The sequence below is a fragment of the Campylobacter estrildidarum genome, assembly GCF_005406205.1.
GTDB lineage: Bacteria > Campylobacterota > Campylobacteria > Campylobacterales > Campylobacteraceae > Campylobacter_D > Campylobacter_D estrildidarum.
The window spans coordinates 137,686-153,206 of sequence record NZ_NXLZ01000001.1 but is presented as its reverse complement, the minus strand read 5'-3'; the positions used below and the strand labels follow the sequence as shown (position 1 = coordinate 153,206).

Below are 15,521 nucleotides of genomic sequence, written 5' to 3'. Positions count from 1 at the left end.
AAGGATTTTAATGCCTAAAATCTCTATCATACTTCCAGCTTACAATGTAGAACCATATATAGAAAGGGCTTTGCAAAGTTGTATTAATCAAACTTTTAAAGATATAGAAATCGTTGTAGTTGATGATTGTGGTAAGGATAAGAGTATAGAAATTGCTAAAGAATATGCTAAAAAAGATGAAAGAATAAAAATTATTCATAATGAAAAAAACCTAGGCACTTTTGCAAGTAGAAATGTAGGTGTTTTAAATTCAAATTCAGAGTTTATAATGTTTTTAGATCCAGATGATTATTTAGAATTAAATGCATGTGAAGTTGGTGTTTATTCTTTCGAAAAGCAAATGAGCGATTTAGTGATCTTTAACTACAAAACACAAGAAGAAGATGGAAAGGTTCTTGATACTTGTTTTAGTATGCAAAATATTAATTTAAGCATAAATCAGTTTCTATCTTTATATATTTTTGAGAATTTAAATTCTGGAATTTTTAATTCTATGGTTAATAAAATTTATAACAAAGAACTTTATTTAGATTCATTGAGGCCATATTTACAGAATTATAAAAAAATTTCTATAGCAGAAGATGTATTGACAAATTTTTTGTATTTTGCAAATTTAAAAAATATTTATTTAATCAATGAAACTTTGTATTGTTACGCTTTCAATCCTTATTCTATTACAAGAGAAAAAAAAGATATTAAAAGAATACAAAATAGCGTAAATGTTTTAGCATATGTAGCAAATGAGATTGATGTAATTTCTCAAAAATTTAGTGAAGAATATTTTTATTTTTCTCAAATTGTTATATGTAATCTAAATATACATAAAATCGATTTAATCTATAAGTATTTAACAAAAAATTTTTTAAAAAAATTAATAATAAAGATTAAAAGAAAAAGAGTAAAAAATAAAAGAAAAATGTATATAAAATTAACTAAAGAAATTTTAAAATCAAAGGATTGTGATTGTATCATCTAGTTTTTAGTGCAGATGAAAATTATATAAAATATACATCAGTTTTGATAACCAGCATTATCTTAAATACAGATAAAAGTAAAAAATTTCAAGATTTTGATAAAAATTCAAATATAAAAAATGAAAAATATTTTTTTCATATATTAAGTAATTTTGTAAGTGACAAAACTAGAGAAAAACTTTTAAATTTGCAAAATGCTTTAAATGAAATTTTTCCATGCGAGATTATTATACACATAAAAAATGATGAAGATTTTGAAAAATTTCCTATTAGCGGTGCTGCACATAGTTTAAAACTACCTTATTATCGTTTAAAATTAAGTTCCATTTTTGATGAAAGTGTAAAAAAATGTCTTTATTTAGACTCTGATATGCTTTGTATGTGTGATATGAGAGAGCTTTTTTTGACTAATTTAGAAGGTAAAATTATCGCTGCAGTGGGTGATCCTGGTTCCAAGAGATCAAAGATAAAATATAAAGAAGATGGCAAGAAAAAAGCTTTTTATTTTGATGAAAATTATTTTAATTCAGGCTTATTACTAATCAATTTAGAAGAATATAAAAAGCATAGTATCGAGCAAAAATGTGAAGAACTAGCAAGTAAGTGCTATTATATAAAAGCAGCAGATCAAGACTTATTAAACGCTACGATAGAAACAAGATTAAGATATAAACTTGATTTTGCTTATAATTTTAACATCATCACTCTTCTTTATGCCATTTGCAAAGATGAGAAAAAAAATCGTCTTAATTATACAAGAGCGGAATTTAATGAGGCGCTTAAAAATCCAAAAATTCTTCATTATGGCGAAAAGCCTTGGAAATTTCTAAAATCTTATTTTGATTATAAGGATAAAAATATCAATGATTATTGGTGGGATATAGCAAGTAAAACACCTGTTTTTGGTGAAGAATTGCTTAGAGAAAAGCAAGATATTAAGGATTATTTGCTTTATACTGGTTTAGGATATGAGCTTTTAAAGAGTGTAAGAAAAATCAATTTTTTTAAAATTCATCATCTCATTAAAAATACAAACAAAGATCCATTATATACAGAACAGGCATCTAGGATAAATGATGATATTTTCGGACTTTGTTGTATGCTTGGGGAGAGTATTTTACACGCTAGAAAACATAAGAAAGATTTTTTTGGAGTTTATTTAAAAGCTTTAAAGATGATTTATAATTTTAAAAAATATCATTTTAAATCAAGAATTTAAAATTTTATTCCATTGTTGCATTACTTTTTCTTTGTTGAAATTTTCTTCAACTTTAGCTTTGGCATTTTTTCCAAATTCTTTTCTTAGATTTTCATCATCCATTAAAAGACAAAGTTTGTTAGCAAATTCGTTTAAATCTCCATCTTTAATCAAAAATCCGCTTTTTTCATTATCTATGATATCGCTTGGCCCTGTATTGATATCAAAAGCTATACTAGGAATTTGATAACTTGCACTTTCTATTAAAACCATACCAAAACCTTCCCAATGACTAGCCATTGCATAAATACTTGCTTTTAGATATTCTTTTTCAATTTCTTTGGTAAAAGGTTTTAATATAATGGAATTTTGAAGATTTTTTTCTTTTACTAAAGTTTTGATTTTTTCTTTTAACCCTCCATCGCCTATTAAGGTTAAAGTCCAATCCTTATAAGTGTTATTTTTTTGGACGATTTCCCAAATTTTTATCAGTCTTAAAAATCCTTTCTCATCATTACAGGTAAATCTTCCAACACTAAGAACATTTTTTTGAGAAAGATTGCTATTTTTTGATGAGATAAAAGGTAAAAAATTAGGGATGGTAAGAACATTTTTATGATGTTGTTTCCAAAGATGGATTTGTTTGTTTGAAAGCACAACTAAGGTATCAAAATAGTTATTTTTGTTTCTGTATTTTTTAAAATGCCGATGCACAAAATGAATGTATTTTGTATTTTTATTTTTAAAAAGAGGAAAATGAGGGCAATTATTATAAATCATAACATCTATATCTTTATATTTTCTCTTTAAAAGATAGCTTTCATGGTATTTATAAAATACCTTATAAAAAAGATTTTTTTTCATTTGTTTTTGTGACTTTAAATTTAAAAAATCAACTTTTATATTTTTGTCTAATTCATAGGCTATATTTTCATTTGCTTTATAAAAACTAAGTATTTTTACTTTGTAGCCATATTCTAAAAAAGCGTTAGCGAGATTAACCACAACGCGTTCAGCTCCCCCGCCTATAGTGATATCTCCGATAAGCAATAAAATATTCATTTTAGTCTTTCCAAGTTGTTTTTTGATTTTTTATAGTATCAAGATAAATTTCATGATTACTTTGCAACATATTTTTATTATTTTCTTGATGATAGATATGATAGGCTAGGGCATTAAATTTGATTCTTCTAAAAATTCCATTATTAAATAAAAATCTCGCAACAAATTCGCTATCTTCTCTACCCCAACCGATAAAATTTTCATTAAAGCCTTCTATAGCTTCAAAATCTTGTTTGTAAAAACTCATATTGCATGTTTTACTACCTTTAACTAGTTCTATTTTTTTAAAGATTTTTTTATCAATTTTTGAAAATTTATAAGTTATATTAGCCAAGAAATTATTTTTTTGATTTTTAAATCCTTTTTTGTTAAAAGCTAGTTTAAAATTTTGATTTTTTAAAATTTTATTGCTTTCATTTTCATTTAAAATAGTTCTAGATCCTTGCAAAATCAAACCTTTTTGGGAAAATTTTAAATGATCTTTTATGAAATCTTTTTCTAAGATCATATCCCCATCGATTAAAATGATATATTCGCAATGAGACGCTTCTATGGCATTGTTGCGACTTTTTGCTGCACGAAATCCCAAATCTTCTTGCCAAACGTGTTTTAATTTACAAGGAAAGTTTTTTTGATATTTTTTGATTAAATCTGCTGTATCATTCTTACTTCCATCATCGGCTATAATCACTTCATCAGGCGTTAAACTAAGGTGTTTAACACTATCTAATACTAGAGCTAATCTTTCTTTTTGGTTATAAGTTGTAATGATCAATGCGCAACTTTTTGGCTTTTCGTGTTGCAATTCATATAATTTCATATATTTGAAAAAAGCTCCTAAAGCATTGCAAACACTAATTATAAAGCCTTTATACCCGTAAATGAAACCTTTTTTGAAAAAATAATTTCTTATAAAAGTCCAAATTATTCTTAAGTTAGCTTTGCAAATACTGCTTTTTTTGTGTAAGTTTTGTTTAGCCCATAAGCTTGAGTAGTATTGCATTTTTTCAATTAAATGAGCTATATTGTTAAAAGCATAATGTTTAAGTCCATTTTTAAGATAAATTTTTTCTGTATTTTTAAAGATTTCTAGGCTTTCATGGACTAAATTTTGATTAAAGCAAGTATGTGTTTTATTAAAAACCCTATAAACAAAGTCAGGCCACCACCCACAAGCTTTGATCCATTCTTCTTGATAAAGATTTTTTCTTGGTAATGCAAGGATATTATTTGGTTTTAAATTTAGTTTTTTTAATTCTTCTATACATTCTTTTTCTAAAATTTCATCTGCATCTATACTTAAAACCCAATCATTTTTGGTATAACTTAAAGCAAGATTTTTTAAAGCCCCAAAACCAATAAATTTGCTTTTATAAATTTTTAAATTATTGTGTTTTAGTTGAAAATCTTGAGCTATTTTTATAGTGTTATCGGTGCTTTCATTATCAAGCAAGATAATTTCATCAAATTCTTTTAAAGAGTTAAGACAATTAAATAAAGTTTTTTCTGCGTTTTTAACGATAATAAAAACACTGATTTGTTTTAAATTCATTAAATATCCTTATAAATTGTCTCATTATAACTTGCAAAACGACGGTGAAAGAAAAAATACTCATCAGGTTTAAATTTAATCATCTCTTCGCAACACTTTGCTTGATAAAGTGTGAGTTCTTCAATACTTTTTTCCAAAGGATCTATAGTTTTAAAAAATCGGATATGGAAATTTTTATCTTTATCTTGATAAACAAAAGCTGGTAAAATCAAAGCTTTTGTTCTTTGCGCTAAAACACTAGCACCTATTTGAAAATTGACTTTTTTGCCAAAAAAATCAAGTTTCATGCTTTCACTATCTGTGCAATCTTGATCAGTGAGTATGCCTAATGCTTGTTTATTTTTAATCGCATTTAGCATTTTTCTTAAACCACCTTGTTTATCGATAAGCTCTATATTAAATTGAGTGCGATTCTTGGCTAAAATAGAGTCCATTTTTTGACTTTTTAGCTTCCTTCCTACTATGGAAATAGCTCCAAATTTAACAGCATAAGCGAGGCTTAAAAGTTCCCAATTTCCATAGTGTGCAGTGGTGAATATAATGCTTCTTTGATTTTTTATAGCCTCATTTAAAATTTCTTCATTTTCAATAACAATTTTATTTAGGATTTTTTCTTTATTTGTGTTTTGATTTTTAATACAATCTAATCCAAAATTAGCAAAATTGCGATAAATTTGAAAAGAAAGTTCATCTCTTTGTTGTTGATTTTTTTCAGGGAAGCAAATTTGAAGATTGACATCTATAATTTTTCTATGTTTTGAATTGATTTTAAAAACGATTTTTGCAACGATAAAAGCTAAAAAATCGAGAATAAAATCAGGCATAGTATGGACTAAAAATTTAAGCACATAATAAGCAAAAAGGTAAAGCCAGTCTTTATTTTTCATCGAGAATTTCCTTAGCCAAGCTTAAAATATCTTCTTCTTCTATACGCATAATACAATAATCACTTTTATCAATATGTTTTGCATTTGTGATCTTTTTGCCCGCATCTATAATTTTATTGATATCTGTTTTATAGGCATTTCTATAGCTTGGAGTAGCTCCAAATATAGTAATAGAAGGTCTATTTAAAGCAAAAGCAAGATGAGTTGGACCACTATCATTGCCAATAACTAAATCCATCATTTTAGTAAAAGCCATAAGCTCTTCTAAGTTAAATTTTGGGGCAAGTTCTATATTTTTTTCATCAATTGCACTTAGATTGACTACATCTTTAGCAAATTCGAATTCTTTAACATTTCCCCAAGCTAAGAAAATTTTAGTATCAGGAAATTCTTGTATGATGAGTTTGCAAAGTAGAGCAACTTTAGTTTTAGGGTAAATTTTATTTTCTACACTTGATCCAACATGTATAAGTATATTTTTTTTGTTTTCATCTAATTTTAGTTTTTTATGTAAAAGTTGTTTTAAATTTTCATCCACATAAAAAATATCTTTTTTAAAGTTAAGATCTTTTACATTAAAATCAGCATTAAGAGCAAAAGCACTAAGATCTAAGTAGCGAACAAAAACATTTTCATTATAGTCTATGCTTAATTTTTGATTGTAAAAATTATGTGCAAAACTTTCCTTTAAACTATTTTGATCAAAGCCAAAATTATTACGACTTAAAATTCTACTAACTACAGCTGATTTTACGAGTCCTTGTAAGTCAATAACAGCATCATAATGATTTTTTCTAGCTTTAATTAAGATTTTTAGGCTTTTTAAAAAATGTTTTTCTTTTAGAGGCAGAGCATAAAGCTTATCAATCAAAGGATGGTTTTTAAGTATACCTTTAAATTTTTCATCTACAAACCAATGAATTTCTATATCTTTTTTAAAATTTTTAATAAATTGTAGCACTACAGCACTTTGTATAATATCGCCTAAGGCGGATAAACGAACGATTGCTATTTTCATCAAAACCTAATATTGTAATTTTTTTGCTATGATTTTAACAAATAATTTTACAAAATAAGGTTAAATATGATTAAAAACGAGGGTTATATTTGTATTTTTGATTGCGAGAGCATACCAGATGCGGATTTAATACGTAAAACTTTGGCTTTTGAAGGAAGTGATTTGGAAGTAAGCTTAAAAGCTTTAGAATGGCAAAAAGAACAAAGTGGGAGTGAATTTTTACCCTTGCCTTATCATAAAATTGTCAGCATTTGTGCGGTAATTGCTGATAGTTTTGGTAGATTTATTAAAGTCAATAAAATAGATGGCGATAATGAAAAAGAAATGATCAATAATTTTTTTTCTTTTATCGAAAAATACGAACCAAAATTAGTCAGCTATAATGGAAAAAATTTTGATATGCCTTTGTTGGTTTTAAGGGCTTTAAAATATAATATTAAAGCAGCAAATTATCTTGATACGCAAAGCGATAAATGGAATAATTACAAAACGCGTTTTTCAGAACTTAAGCATTGTGATTTGCTAGAAAGTTTTGGAGGATTTAGAGGAATGAAACTCGATGTGCTTTGCGCTATGGCTGATTTACCAGGAAAATATGATGTGCATGGTGATGAGGTGATGAGTTTATACTATGAAGATAAGCTTGAAAAAATTCACGAGTATTGCGAAAGTGATGTTTTAAACACCTATATGCTTTTTTTAAAATACGAGCTAATCAAAGCAAATATTAACGATGAGGATTATGTCGGCTTTTTAGATACTATGAGTGAATTTTTAAAAACAAAAAAGGCTGATCGTTCTTATGTTGAAGTATTTTGCAAAGCGTGCGAAAATGAAATTTCTAAAATACAAATTTAATCATTAAAATAAATATATTAGAATTTAAAAAGTTAATTTTAGAAAGGAAAAATGATGAAAATTCTTATCAGCGGTGGTGCAGGATATATCGGTTCTCATACTTTGAGACAATTTTTAAAAACAGATCATGAGCTTTGCGTTTTAGATAATCTTTCTAAGGGATCAAAAATTGCAATTAATGATTTGCAAAGCATAAGAGATTTTAAATTTTTTGAATTAGATTTGAGTGATTTTAAAGAGGTGAAATCTTTATTTGAAAGGGAAAAATTTGATGCTATCGTTCATTTTGCAGCAAGTATTGAAGTTTTTGAAAGTATGCAAGATCCTTTAAAATATTATATGAATAATACGGTAAATACGACTAATTTAATTAAAACTTGTATAGAAACAGGTGTAAATAAATTTATCTTTTCTTCTACGGCTGCAACCTATGGAGAACCTCAAACTTCGGTTGTAAGTGAGAATAGTCCATTAGCGCCTATCAATCCTTATGGAAAAAGTAAATTGATGAGTGAATGGGTTTTAAAAGATGCAAATATGGCACATCCAGAGTTTAAATATTGTATTTTAAGATATTTTAATGTTGCGGGTGCTTGTATGGATTTTAATATAGGTCAACGTTATCCAAAAGCAACTTTACTCATAAAAGTAGCAGCAGAATGTGCAGCAAAAAAACGTGATAAAATGTTTATATTTGGCGATGATTATGACACAAAAGATGGAACTTGTATAAGGGATTATATCCATGTCGATGATATTTCAAGTGCGCATTTAGCTGCTTTAGAATACTTAGAAGAACACGAAAGTGATATTTTTAATGTAGGTTATGGACATGGTTTTAGTGTAAAAGAAGTCATTGAGTCTATGAAAAGAGTAACTGGAGTTGATTTTAAAGTAGAGCTTGCTCCGCGTAGAGCAGGTGATCCAAGTGTTTTAATTTCTGATGCACAAAAAATAAGAACTTTAACTTCTTGGCAGCCAAAATTTGATGATTTAGATCTCATTTGTAAGTCAGCATATGATTGGGAAAAGCAGTGTTAAAAAAATTATTTTTTATTTTAAGCAAAGAAGATAAAAGATTTTTATTTTCTTTGCTTTTTTTTTCAGTTTTTATTTCTTTTATAGAAAGTTTTGCAATTTCTTTAGTGATGCCCTTTGTCACTTTAGCGAGTGATTTTTCGTATTTTGATCGTAATCATTATCTAATAGAGATTAAAAATTACTTGGCCCTACCAACATTTAAAATCATTGTTTATTTTGGCTTTGCGTTGATTGTTTTTTATATTTTAAGGGCTTTTTTAAATAGTTATTATTTCCACTTGTTGGCTAAATTCTCTAAGGGAAGATATCATAATATTGCTTATAAAGTTTTTGCAAAATTTTTAAATATAAATTATGAAGATTTCACACAAAAAAATCAATCCGAAATTTTAAAATCTATCACAGGAGAAGTTTATAATCTAAGCACAATGATTTCTTCATTTTTACTGATGATGAGTGAAATTTTTGTTGTGATTTTGCTTTATGTTTTAATGCTTTTGATTAATTATAAAATTACCTTATTTTTAAGTATTTTTATGGTGATTAATGCTTTGATTTTAATAAAAATTTTAAGCCCAATTATTAAAAAAGCAGGGCTTAGACGTGAAGAAGCGATGAAAAATTTTTTTGAAATTTTAAATACAAATTTAAACAATTTCAAACTTATCAAATTAAAAACCAAAGAAGATGGAATTCTAAATCTTTTTAAGGCTCAAAGTGAAATTTTTGCCAAGGCAAATATCACTAATGAAAGTATGGGTGCCATTCCTAGAATTTATTTAGAAGGAGTGGGCTTTTGTGTCCTTGTTTTTATTGTTGTTTTTTTAGTTTTTAAAAATGAAAGTGATATTTCTAATATCTTAGCTACGATTTCTATTTTTGTTTTAGCACTTTATCGTCTGATGCCAAGCGCAAATCGTATTATTACAAGTTATCATGATTTGATTTACTACCGTTCTTCTTTGGATATTATTTATCAAATTTTTAAACAAGAAGAAGAAAATTTAGGTGATGAAGAAATTTCTTTCAAAAAAGAACTTAGACTTGAAAATTTAAGTTTTGGTTACAAGGGTAAAAAAAACCTTTTCAAGAGTTTAAATTTGGAAATAAAAAAAGGTGAAAAAATTGCTTTTATAGGAGAAAGTGGTTGTGGTAAGAGTACTTTAGTAGATATTATTTTAGGACTTTTAACTCCCAAAGAGGGAAAAGTTTTGATTGATGGGGTCGAATTAAATTCCAAAAACGCCAAAAAATATCGTCAAAAAATAGGTTATATTCCTCAAAATATCTATCTTTTTAATGATAGCATTGCTAAAAATATTAGCTTTGGAGATGAGATTGATGAAGAAAGGCTTTTTAGAGTGATTAAACAAGCAAATTTGGAGCATTTTATCAAACATCTTCCTGATGGAATTTGGACAAAAGTTGGAGATGGTGGAAGTAATTTAAGCGGGGGGCAAAAGCAACGTATAGCCATTGCTAGAGCTTTATATTTAGAACCTGAAATTTTAATTCTTGATGAAGCAACATCAGCGCTTGATATTAAAAGTGAAGCTAAGATTATGGATGAAATTTATAAAATTTCAAAAGATAAAACGATGATTATCATTGCTCATCGTCTTTCTACCATAACAAATTGTGATAGCATTTATCGTTTAGAATATGGTAAATTGATTAAGGAAGTTAAGTGAGGGTTACTTTTATTATAGCGACTTTAAACTCAGGTGGTGCAGAGCGTGTTTTGGTAACTTTGGCTAATGCACTTTGCAAAGAACATGAAGTGAGTATTATAAAATTTCATCAAGGGAATTCTTTTTACAAATTAGAAAATAATATTACTCTTAAAACCTTACCTGAGTTTAGATTTGATACAATCTATCACAAAATTGCAAGCCGTTTTAGAAAATTTTTTACTTTAAGAAAATTTTTAAATCAAACTCCAAGCGATGTATTTATTTCTTTTTTAGATACCACAAATATAGCTTGTATTATCGCTAAAATCGGGCTTAATACCCCACTAATTATCAGCGAGCATAGTAATCAAGCTTATTTAAAATCTAAAATTTGGAGATTTTTAAGGCGTTTGACTTATCCTTATTGTGATGCTTTAAGTGTTTTAGGTAGTAGCGATCAAATTTATTATCAAAAATTTGTAAAAAGGGTTAAGCTTTTGTTAAATCCTTGTCATTTTAGCTCTGAAATTTCATTAGAAACTTCTTTTGAAAAAGAAAATTTAATTCTTTTTGTGGGTCGTTTAGATGCAAATAAAAATCCTATGATGTTTTTAAAAGCAATCTCTAAATTAGATCAAAATATACAAAAAAGCTATCGTTTCGTTGTAGCAGGTGATGGAGAATTAAGACTAGTTCTTGAAAAAAAAGCTAAAGAGATGGATATAAAGGTAGAATTTTTAGGCAAAGTAGAAAATGTTAAAGAGCTTTATAAAAAAGCTAAGATACTTTGCCTTTGCTCTTTTGTCGAAGGCTTACCAACTGTGCTTATAGAAAGTTTGTATTTTAACGTGTGCCGAATTTCAACTTTGTATTATGATGGAGCTAGGGATTTAATCGAAGATAATAAAGATGGAATTTTAGTAGAATGTGACGACGCAGAAATGTTGGCAAAAAAGATTGAATTTGTTTTACAAAATGAAGATTTTAGATCTAGCTTGGTGAAAAATGCTAAAACAAGATGTATCAATTTTGATATCAATGAGATAAAAAAACAATGGTTAAAATTAATTGATGAGGTTATTTATGCCTAAAATTTCGATTATAGTTCCTACTTTTAAGCGTCCAAATTTGCTTAAAAAAGCCATTGAAAGCATACAAAGGCAAAATTATAAAGATATAGAGATCATCATTAGCGATGATCATTCCAACGATGAAACAAAAGATATAGTGCAAGAAATGCAAAAACAAGATGATCGCATAAAATATGTTTTAAATGATAAATATAAAGCAGGGCCTAATGGAAACAAAAACAATGGCTTAGATTATGCTAATGGAGAATTTATAAGTTTTTTGGATGATGATGACGAGCTTTTGCCTAGCGCCTTAGAAATTTTAATGCAAAAAATTAATGAGGGTTATTCTCATGTTATTGGAAATTGCTTGATTGAAAAAGAAGGAAAGCTAACTCAAGAATTTAGCGGAAGGGGCTTAGATAAAGATCAAGAACTTTACAAAAAAGATTTTTTGATGGGAAAATTTCACGGAGAGTTTTTTTCTATTTTTAAAAAATCTTTACTCGAAAATCAGCGTTTTAATGAAGAATTTTATGGAAATGAAGCAACACTTTGGATACACCTATACAAGGAAAAAACTTTTTATATTCACCAAGCCTTTCGAATTTATCGTTTAAATAGAAGCGATAGTGTAACTTTAGCGGCAAGTAAAAATGCTATTAGGGTTTATCTTGGTTATTTAGAACTTGCTAGAATTTTGGAAAATGAGTTAAATCAAACAGGAGATAAAGATTATAAAAATATGTGTGCAATTTATTATAAAATGGCGGCATATTATGCAAAACTTGGAGGAAAATTTAAAGAGCTTTATCGTTGTTTATTTAAAAGTTTGAGCATCAAGATAAATACACCTGCTTTAATATTACTCATTTTAAGTATAATTCCAAGTAGTATGATTAAAAAATTATCTAAAATACGGACGAGTTTATGCAAAAATTAGCAATTTTTATTTATTCTTTAGGAAGTGGTGGTGCTGAAAGAGTTGTGGCAACTTTACTTCCTATGTTAAATCTTAAATTTGAAGTGCATTTGATTTTAATGAATGAGAAAATTTCTTATGAAATACCAAAATGCAATATCCATTTTTTAGAACATTCCAAGCCTAGTGAAAATGCGATTTTAAAATTGATTAAACTTCCATTTTTGGCTTTAAAATATAAAAAAATGTGTAAAAATTTAAATATAAATACCGAATTTGTGTTTTTGAATCGTCCAAACTATATAGCTTTAATGGCAAGAATTTTTGGCAATAAAACTCGCCTAGTTATCAATGAATGCACTACTCCAAGCGTGATGTATAAAAAAAATAATTTTAATTCTTGGGCAAATAAATTTTTGATTTCTTTTTTATATCCAAAAGCGGATTTGATTTTGCCAAATTCTAAAGGAAATTTAGAGGATTTAGTGCAAAATTTTAAAATCCAAAAAGAACAATGTAAAATTTTATATAATGCTATAGATTTAGAAAATATAGAGCAAAAATCCAAAGAAGAAATTGCTTTAAAAGATAAATTTATTTTAAGTGTTGGAAGATTAGATGCTGGAAAAAATCACGCTTTGCTTATCCGTGCTTATGCAAGACTTAAAACAAATTTAAAACTTGTTATTTTAGGTGAGGGAATTTTAAAAAATGAATTAGAAAATTTGATAAAAGAGCTTGGATTAGAAAGTCAAGTTTTGCTTTTAGGTTTTGATAATAATCCTTATAAATATATGAGTAAATGCGAATTTTTTGCATTTGCTTCAGTGTTTGAAGGTTTTTCAAATGTTTTAATCGAAAGCTTAGCTTGTGGATGTGCTGTTGTTTGTACCGATCATAAAAGCGGAGCTAGAGAGCTTTTTGGAAATGATGAGTTTGGATTATTGGTTGAAGTTGATAATGAAAATTCTATGTTTAATGGTTTAAAAACGATGCTTGAAGATGAAAATTTAAGACAAGCTTATAAAAATAAAGCCAAAGGTAGAGCCCTTGATTTTGATAAGGTGAAAATTGCACGCAATACTTTGGAGCATTTAATAGGATAGGATATGTTAAAAAAAGAGTATTTTAAAAACCAAAATTTGATTTTATTGTTTTTTATGATTTTTAGTGCTTACATTTTTAGTGTCGTGTGTAGGTTTTATTGGGTTTTTTGGGCGAGTCAGTTTAATGAGTATTTTTTTAATAATCAACTTATGATAACTTCAAACGATGGCTATGCTTTTGCAGAAGGTGCAAGAGATATGATAGCAGGATTTCATCAGCCTAATGATTTATCTTATTTTAATTCCCCTTTATCTACGCTTACTTATTGGATTTATAAACTTAGTCCTTTTAGTTTTGAAACCATTATTTTATATATGAGTGTTTTTCTTTCTTCTTTGATTATTATACCTCTTGTTTTGATTGCTAATGAATATAAGCGTCCTTTAGCTGGTTTCGTAGCAGCACTACTTGCGAGTATAGCTAATAGCTATTATAATAGGACTATGGCAGGTTACTATGATACAGATATGCTTGTTATAGTTTTACCTCTTTTTATTTTATTTTTTATGATACGACTTGTTTTACGAAAAGATTTATTATCTTTCATATGTTTGCCTTTTATTGTCATGATTTATCTTTGGTGGTATCCTTCAAGTTATACCTTAAATGTTGCATTAATAGGGTGTTTTTTATTATATGCTCTTGTTTTTCATAGAAAAGAAACTATTTTTTATATGAGTATCATTTTAATGCTCATAACGCTTTCTAATATTGCTTGGTTTTATCAAAGTGCTATTATAGTGTTATTATTTTGTTTTTACGTTTTTAAAAATGAGTATTTTAAATTAAAATTTTTAATTATTTTGGGAATTTTAACTTTGATTTTTTTGATTTTAAGTGGCGGAGTTGATCCTATTCTCTATCAGCTTAAATTTTATATTTTTAGATCCGATGAAAGTTCAAATTTAACACAAGGTTTTGTTTATTTTAATGTTAATCAAACCATACAAGAAGTTGAAAGTATTGATTTGAGCGTTTTTATGAAAAGAATCAGTGCTAATGAGATTACATTTTGTGTTTCTATGATCGGTTTAGTTTGGCTTATAATCAATCATAAAAGTATGATTTTAACTTTACCTATGCTTTTTTTGGGTTTTTTAGCTTTAAAAGGTGGGCTTCGTTTTACTATCTATGCTGTGCCTATTTTGGCTCTTGGATTTGGTTTTTTGATTTGTTCTTTAAGAGAAATTAATTTAAAAAAATACGATTTAAAGGTAGTCAATACTATTACCGCTTTAGTTGTTTTTTTATCCTTAATCCCGACATTTTTTCATATTTATATTTATAAAGCACCAACGGTTTTTTCTCAAAATGAAGCAAAGCAACTAGATCAATTGAAAAAAATTGCAAATAGAGAAGATTATGTTGTGGCTTGGTGGGATTATGGTTATCCAATCCGTTATTATAGTGATGTTAAAACTTTAGTTGATGGGGGGAAACATTTAGGAAAAGATAACTTTTTTCCTTCGTTTGTTTTAACTAAAGATCAAATATCTGCAGCTAATATGGCAAGATTAAGTGTAGAATATACAGAAAAAAGTTTTTATGCTCCTAACGATAGTCTTTTAAAAAAAGATATTTTGCAAGCAATGATGAAAGATTATAATGAAAGTAATGTTGATTTATTTTTAAATTCTTTATCTAAGCCTGATTTTAAAATAAATATGCCTAAAACGCGAGATATTTATATTTATATGCCAGCTAGAATGTCTTTTATTTTCTCAACTATTGCAAGTTTTTCTTTGATCAATCTTGATACTGGAAAATTTAATCAACCATTTGTTTTTAGTGCAGCTTACCCTTTAAGTAATCAAAATGGAGAAATTTTATTAAGTAATGGAGTTTATTTGAGCGATGATTTTAGAAGTTTAAGGTTTGATAATGGTACTTCAGTAGATATTCATAGTTTTATAGAATTAAATTCTATACAGCAAAATGACTATAAAGAAATTCCAATTGACGAAAACGGACAATATTATCTTTTTTATATTAAAAATAGCACCATTCCGTATATACAATTTATATTAATGAACAAGGTTATGTTTGATAGTGCTTTTGTGCAAATGTTTTTTTTAGGAAATTATGATAAAAATTTATTTGATTTGGTGATTAACACCCAAGATGCCAAAGTGTTTAAACTAAAAAGATAGGACTTTATT

The 15,521-nt window shown here is 27.2% G+C and carries 13 protein-coding genes; 9 read left to right on the top strand and 4 right to left on the bottom strand.

Annotated elements, in window-relative coordinates; genetic code table 11:
• Window positions 1–10 precede the first annotated feature (10 nt).
• Window positions 11–976 carry a glycosyltransferase family 2 protein gene (locus CQA69_RS00740; protein ID WP_137619931.1) on the top strand — a complete coding sequence of 322 codons (966 nt, stop codon included), beginning with the start codon at window positions 11–13 and terminating at the stop codon, window positions 974–976.
• Complete coding sequence (locus CQA69_RS00735; protein WP_137619930.1) at window positions 964–2,193, top strand: glycosyltransferase family 8 protein; 1,230 nt, start codon at window positions 964–966, stop codon at window positions 2,191–2,193. Before CQA69_RS00740 ends, CQA69_RS00735 begins: the two co-directional genes overlap by 13 nt.
• Here the strand turns inward: CQA69_RS00735 and CQA69_RS00730 are convergent.
• Genes CQA69_RS00730 through waaC form a run of 4 tightly spaced genes read right to left on the bottom strand, consistent with a single transcriptional unit; the run spans window position 2,182 to window position 6,691 of the window.
• Entirely contained in the window at window positions 2,182–3,234 is a 1,053-nt protein-coding gene (locus tag CQA69_RS00730; RefSeq protein ID WP_137619929.1) for a glycosyltransferase family 4 protein, read from the bottom strand. The genes CQA69_RS00735 and CQA69_RS00730 overlap by 12 nt on opposite strands.
• Window position 3,235: 1 nt before the next feature.
• Window positions 3,236–4,786 carry a glycosyltransferase family 2 protein gene (locus CQA69_RS00725; RefSeq protein ID WP_137619928.1) on the bottom strand — a complete coding sequence of 517 codons (1,551 nt, stop codon included), beginning with the start codon at window positions 4,784–4,786 and terminating at the stop codon, window positions 3,236–3,238.
• Window positions 4,786–5,673 (bottom strand): lipid A biosynthesis lauroyl acyltransferase, encoded by an 888-nt coding sequence (locus tag CQA69_RS00720; protein ID WP_137619927.1) that lies wholly within the window; start codon window positions 5,671–5,673, stop codon window positions 4,786–4,788. Before CQA69_RS00720 ends, CQA69_RS00725 begins: the two co-directional genes overlap by 1 nt.
• Complete coding sequence (waaC, locus tag CQA69_RS00715) at window positions 5,663–6,691, bottom strand: lipopolysaccharide heptosyltransferase I (RefSeq protein WP_137619926.1); 1,029 nt, start codon at window positions 6,689–6,691, stop codon at window positions 5,663–5,665. The genes CQA69_RS00720 and waaC overlap by 11 nt, the downstream gene beginning before the upstream one ends.
• 66 nt (window positions 6,692–6,757) lie before the next feature.
• Here waaC and CQA69_RS00710 point away from each other — a divergent pair, with 66 nt between their 5' ends.
• The 7 genes from CQA69_RS00710 to pglB are packed head-to-tail and all read left to right on the top strand — an operon-like array spanning window position 6,758 to window position 15,512.
• Complete coding sequence (locus tag CQA69_RS00710; protein WP_137619925.1) at window positions 6,758–7,549, top strand: 3'-5' exonuclease; 792 nt, start codon at window positions 6,758–6,760, stop codon at window positions 7,547–7,549.
• A gap of 54 nt (window positions 7,550–7,603) precedes the next feature.
• Complete coding sequence (gene galE, locus CQA69_RS00705) at window positions 7,604–8,590, top strand: UDP-glucose 4-epimerase GalE (protein ID WP_137619924.1); 987 nt, start codon at window positions 7,604–7,606, stop codon at window positions 8,588–8,590.
• Window positions 8,584–10,281: a BC-type lipopolysaccharide transporter PglK gene (pglK, locus tag CQA69_RS00700; protein ID WP_137619923.1), complete on the top strand. Its 1,698-nt coding sequence runs from the start codon at window positions 8,584–8,586 to the stop codon at window positions 10,279–10,281. Before galE ends, pglK begins: the two co-directional genes overlap by 7 nt.
• Window positions 10,278–11,354 (top strand): GalNAc-alpha-(1->4)-GalNAc-alpha-(1->3)-diNAcBac-PP-undecaprenol alpha-1,4-N-acetyl-D-galactosaminyltransferase, encoded by a 1,077-nt coding sequence (gene pglH, locus CQA69_RS00695; RefSeq protein ID WP_137619922.1) that lies wholly within the window; start codon window positions 10,278–10,280, stop codon window positions 11,352–11,354. Before pglK ends, pglH begins: the two co-directional genes overlap by 4 nt.
• Window positions 11,347–12,276, top strand: a complete 930-nt coding sequence (gene pglI / locus CQA69_RS00690; protein ID WP_137619921.1) for a GalNAc(5)-diNAcBac-PP-undecaprenol beta-1,3-glucosyltransferase — start codon at window positions 11,347–11,349, stop codon at window positions 12,274–12,276. The genes pglH and pglI overlap by 8 nt, the downstream gene beginning before the upstream one ends.
• Window positions 12,264–13,361 (top strand): N-acetylgalactosamine-N,N'-diacetylbacillosaminyl-diphospho-undecaprenol 4-alpha-N-acetylgalactosaminyltransferase, encoded by a 1,098-nt coding sequence (gene pglJ / locus CQA69_RS00685; protein WP_137619920.1) that lies wholly within the window; start codon window positions 12,264–12,266, stop codon window positions 13,359–13,361. Before pglI ends, pglJ begins: the two co-directional genes overlap by 13 nt.
• A 3-nt stretch (window positions 13,362–13,364) precedes the next feature.
• Window positions 13,365–15,512, top strand: coding sequence for an undecaprenyl-diphosphooligosaccharide--protein glycotransferase (pglB, locus tag CQA69_RS00680; protein WP_137619919.1), 2,148 nt, complete (start codon window positions 13,365–13,367; stop codon window positions 15,510–15,512).
• Window positions 15,513–15,521 lie beyond the last annotated feature (9 nt).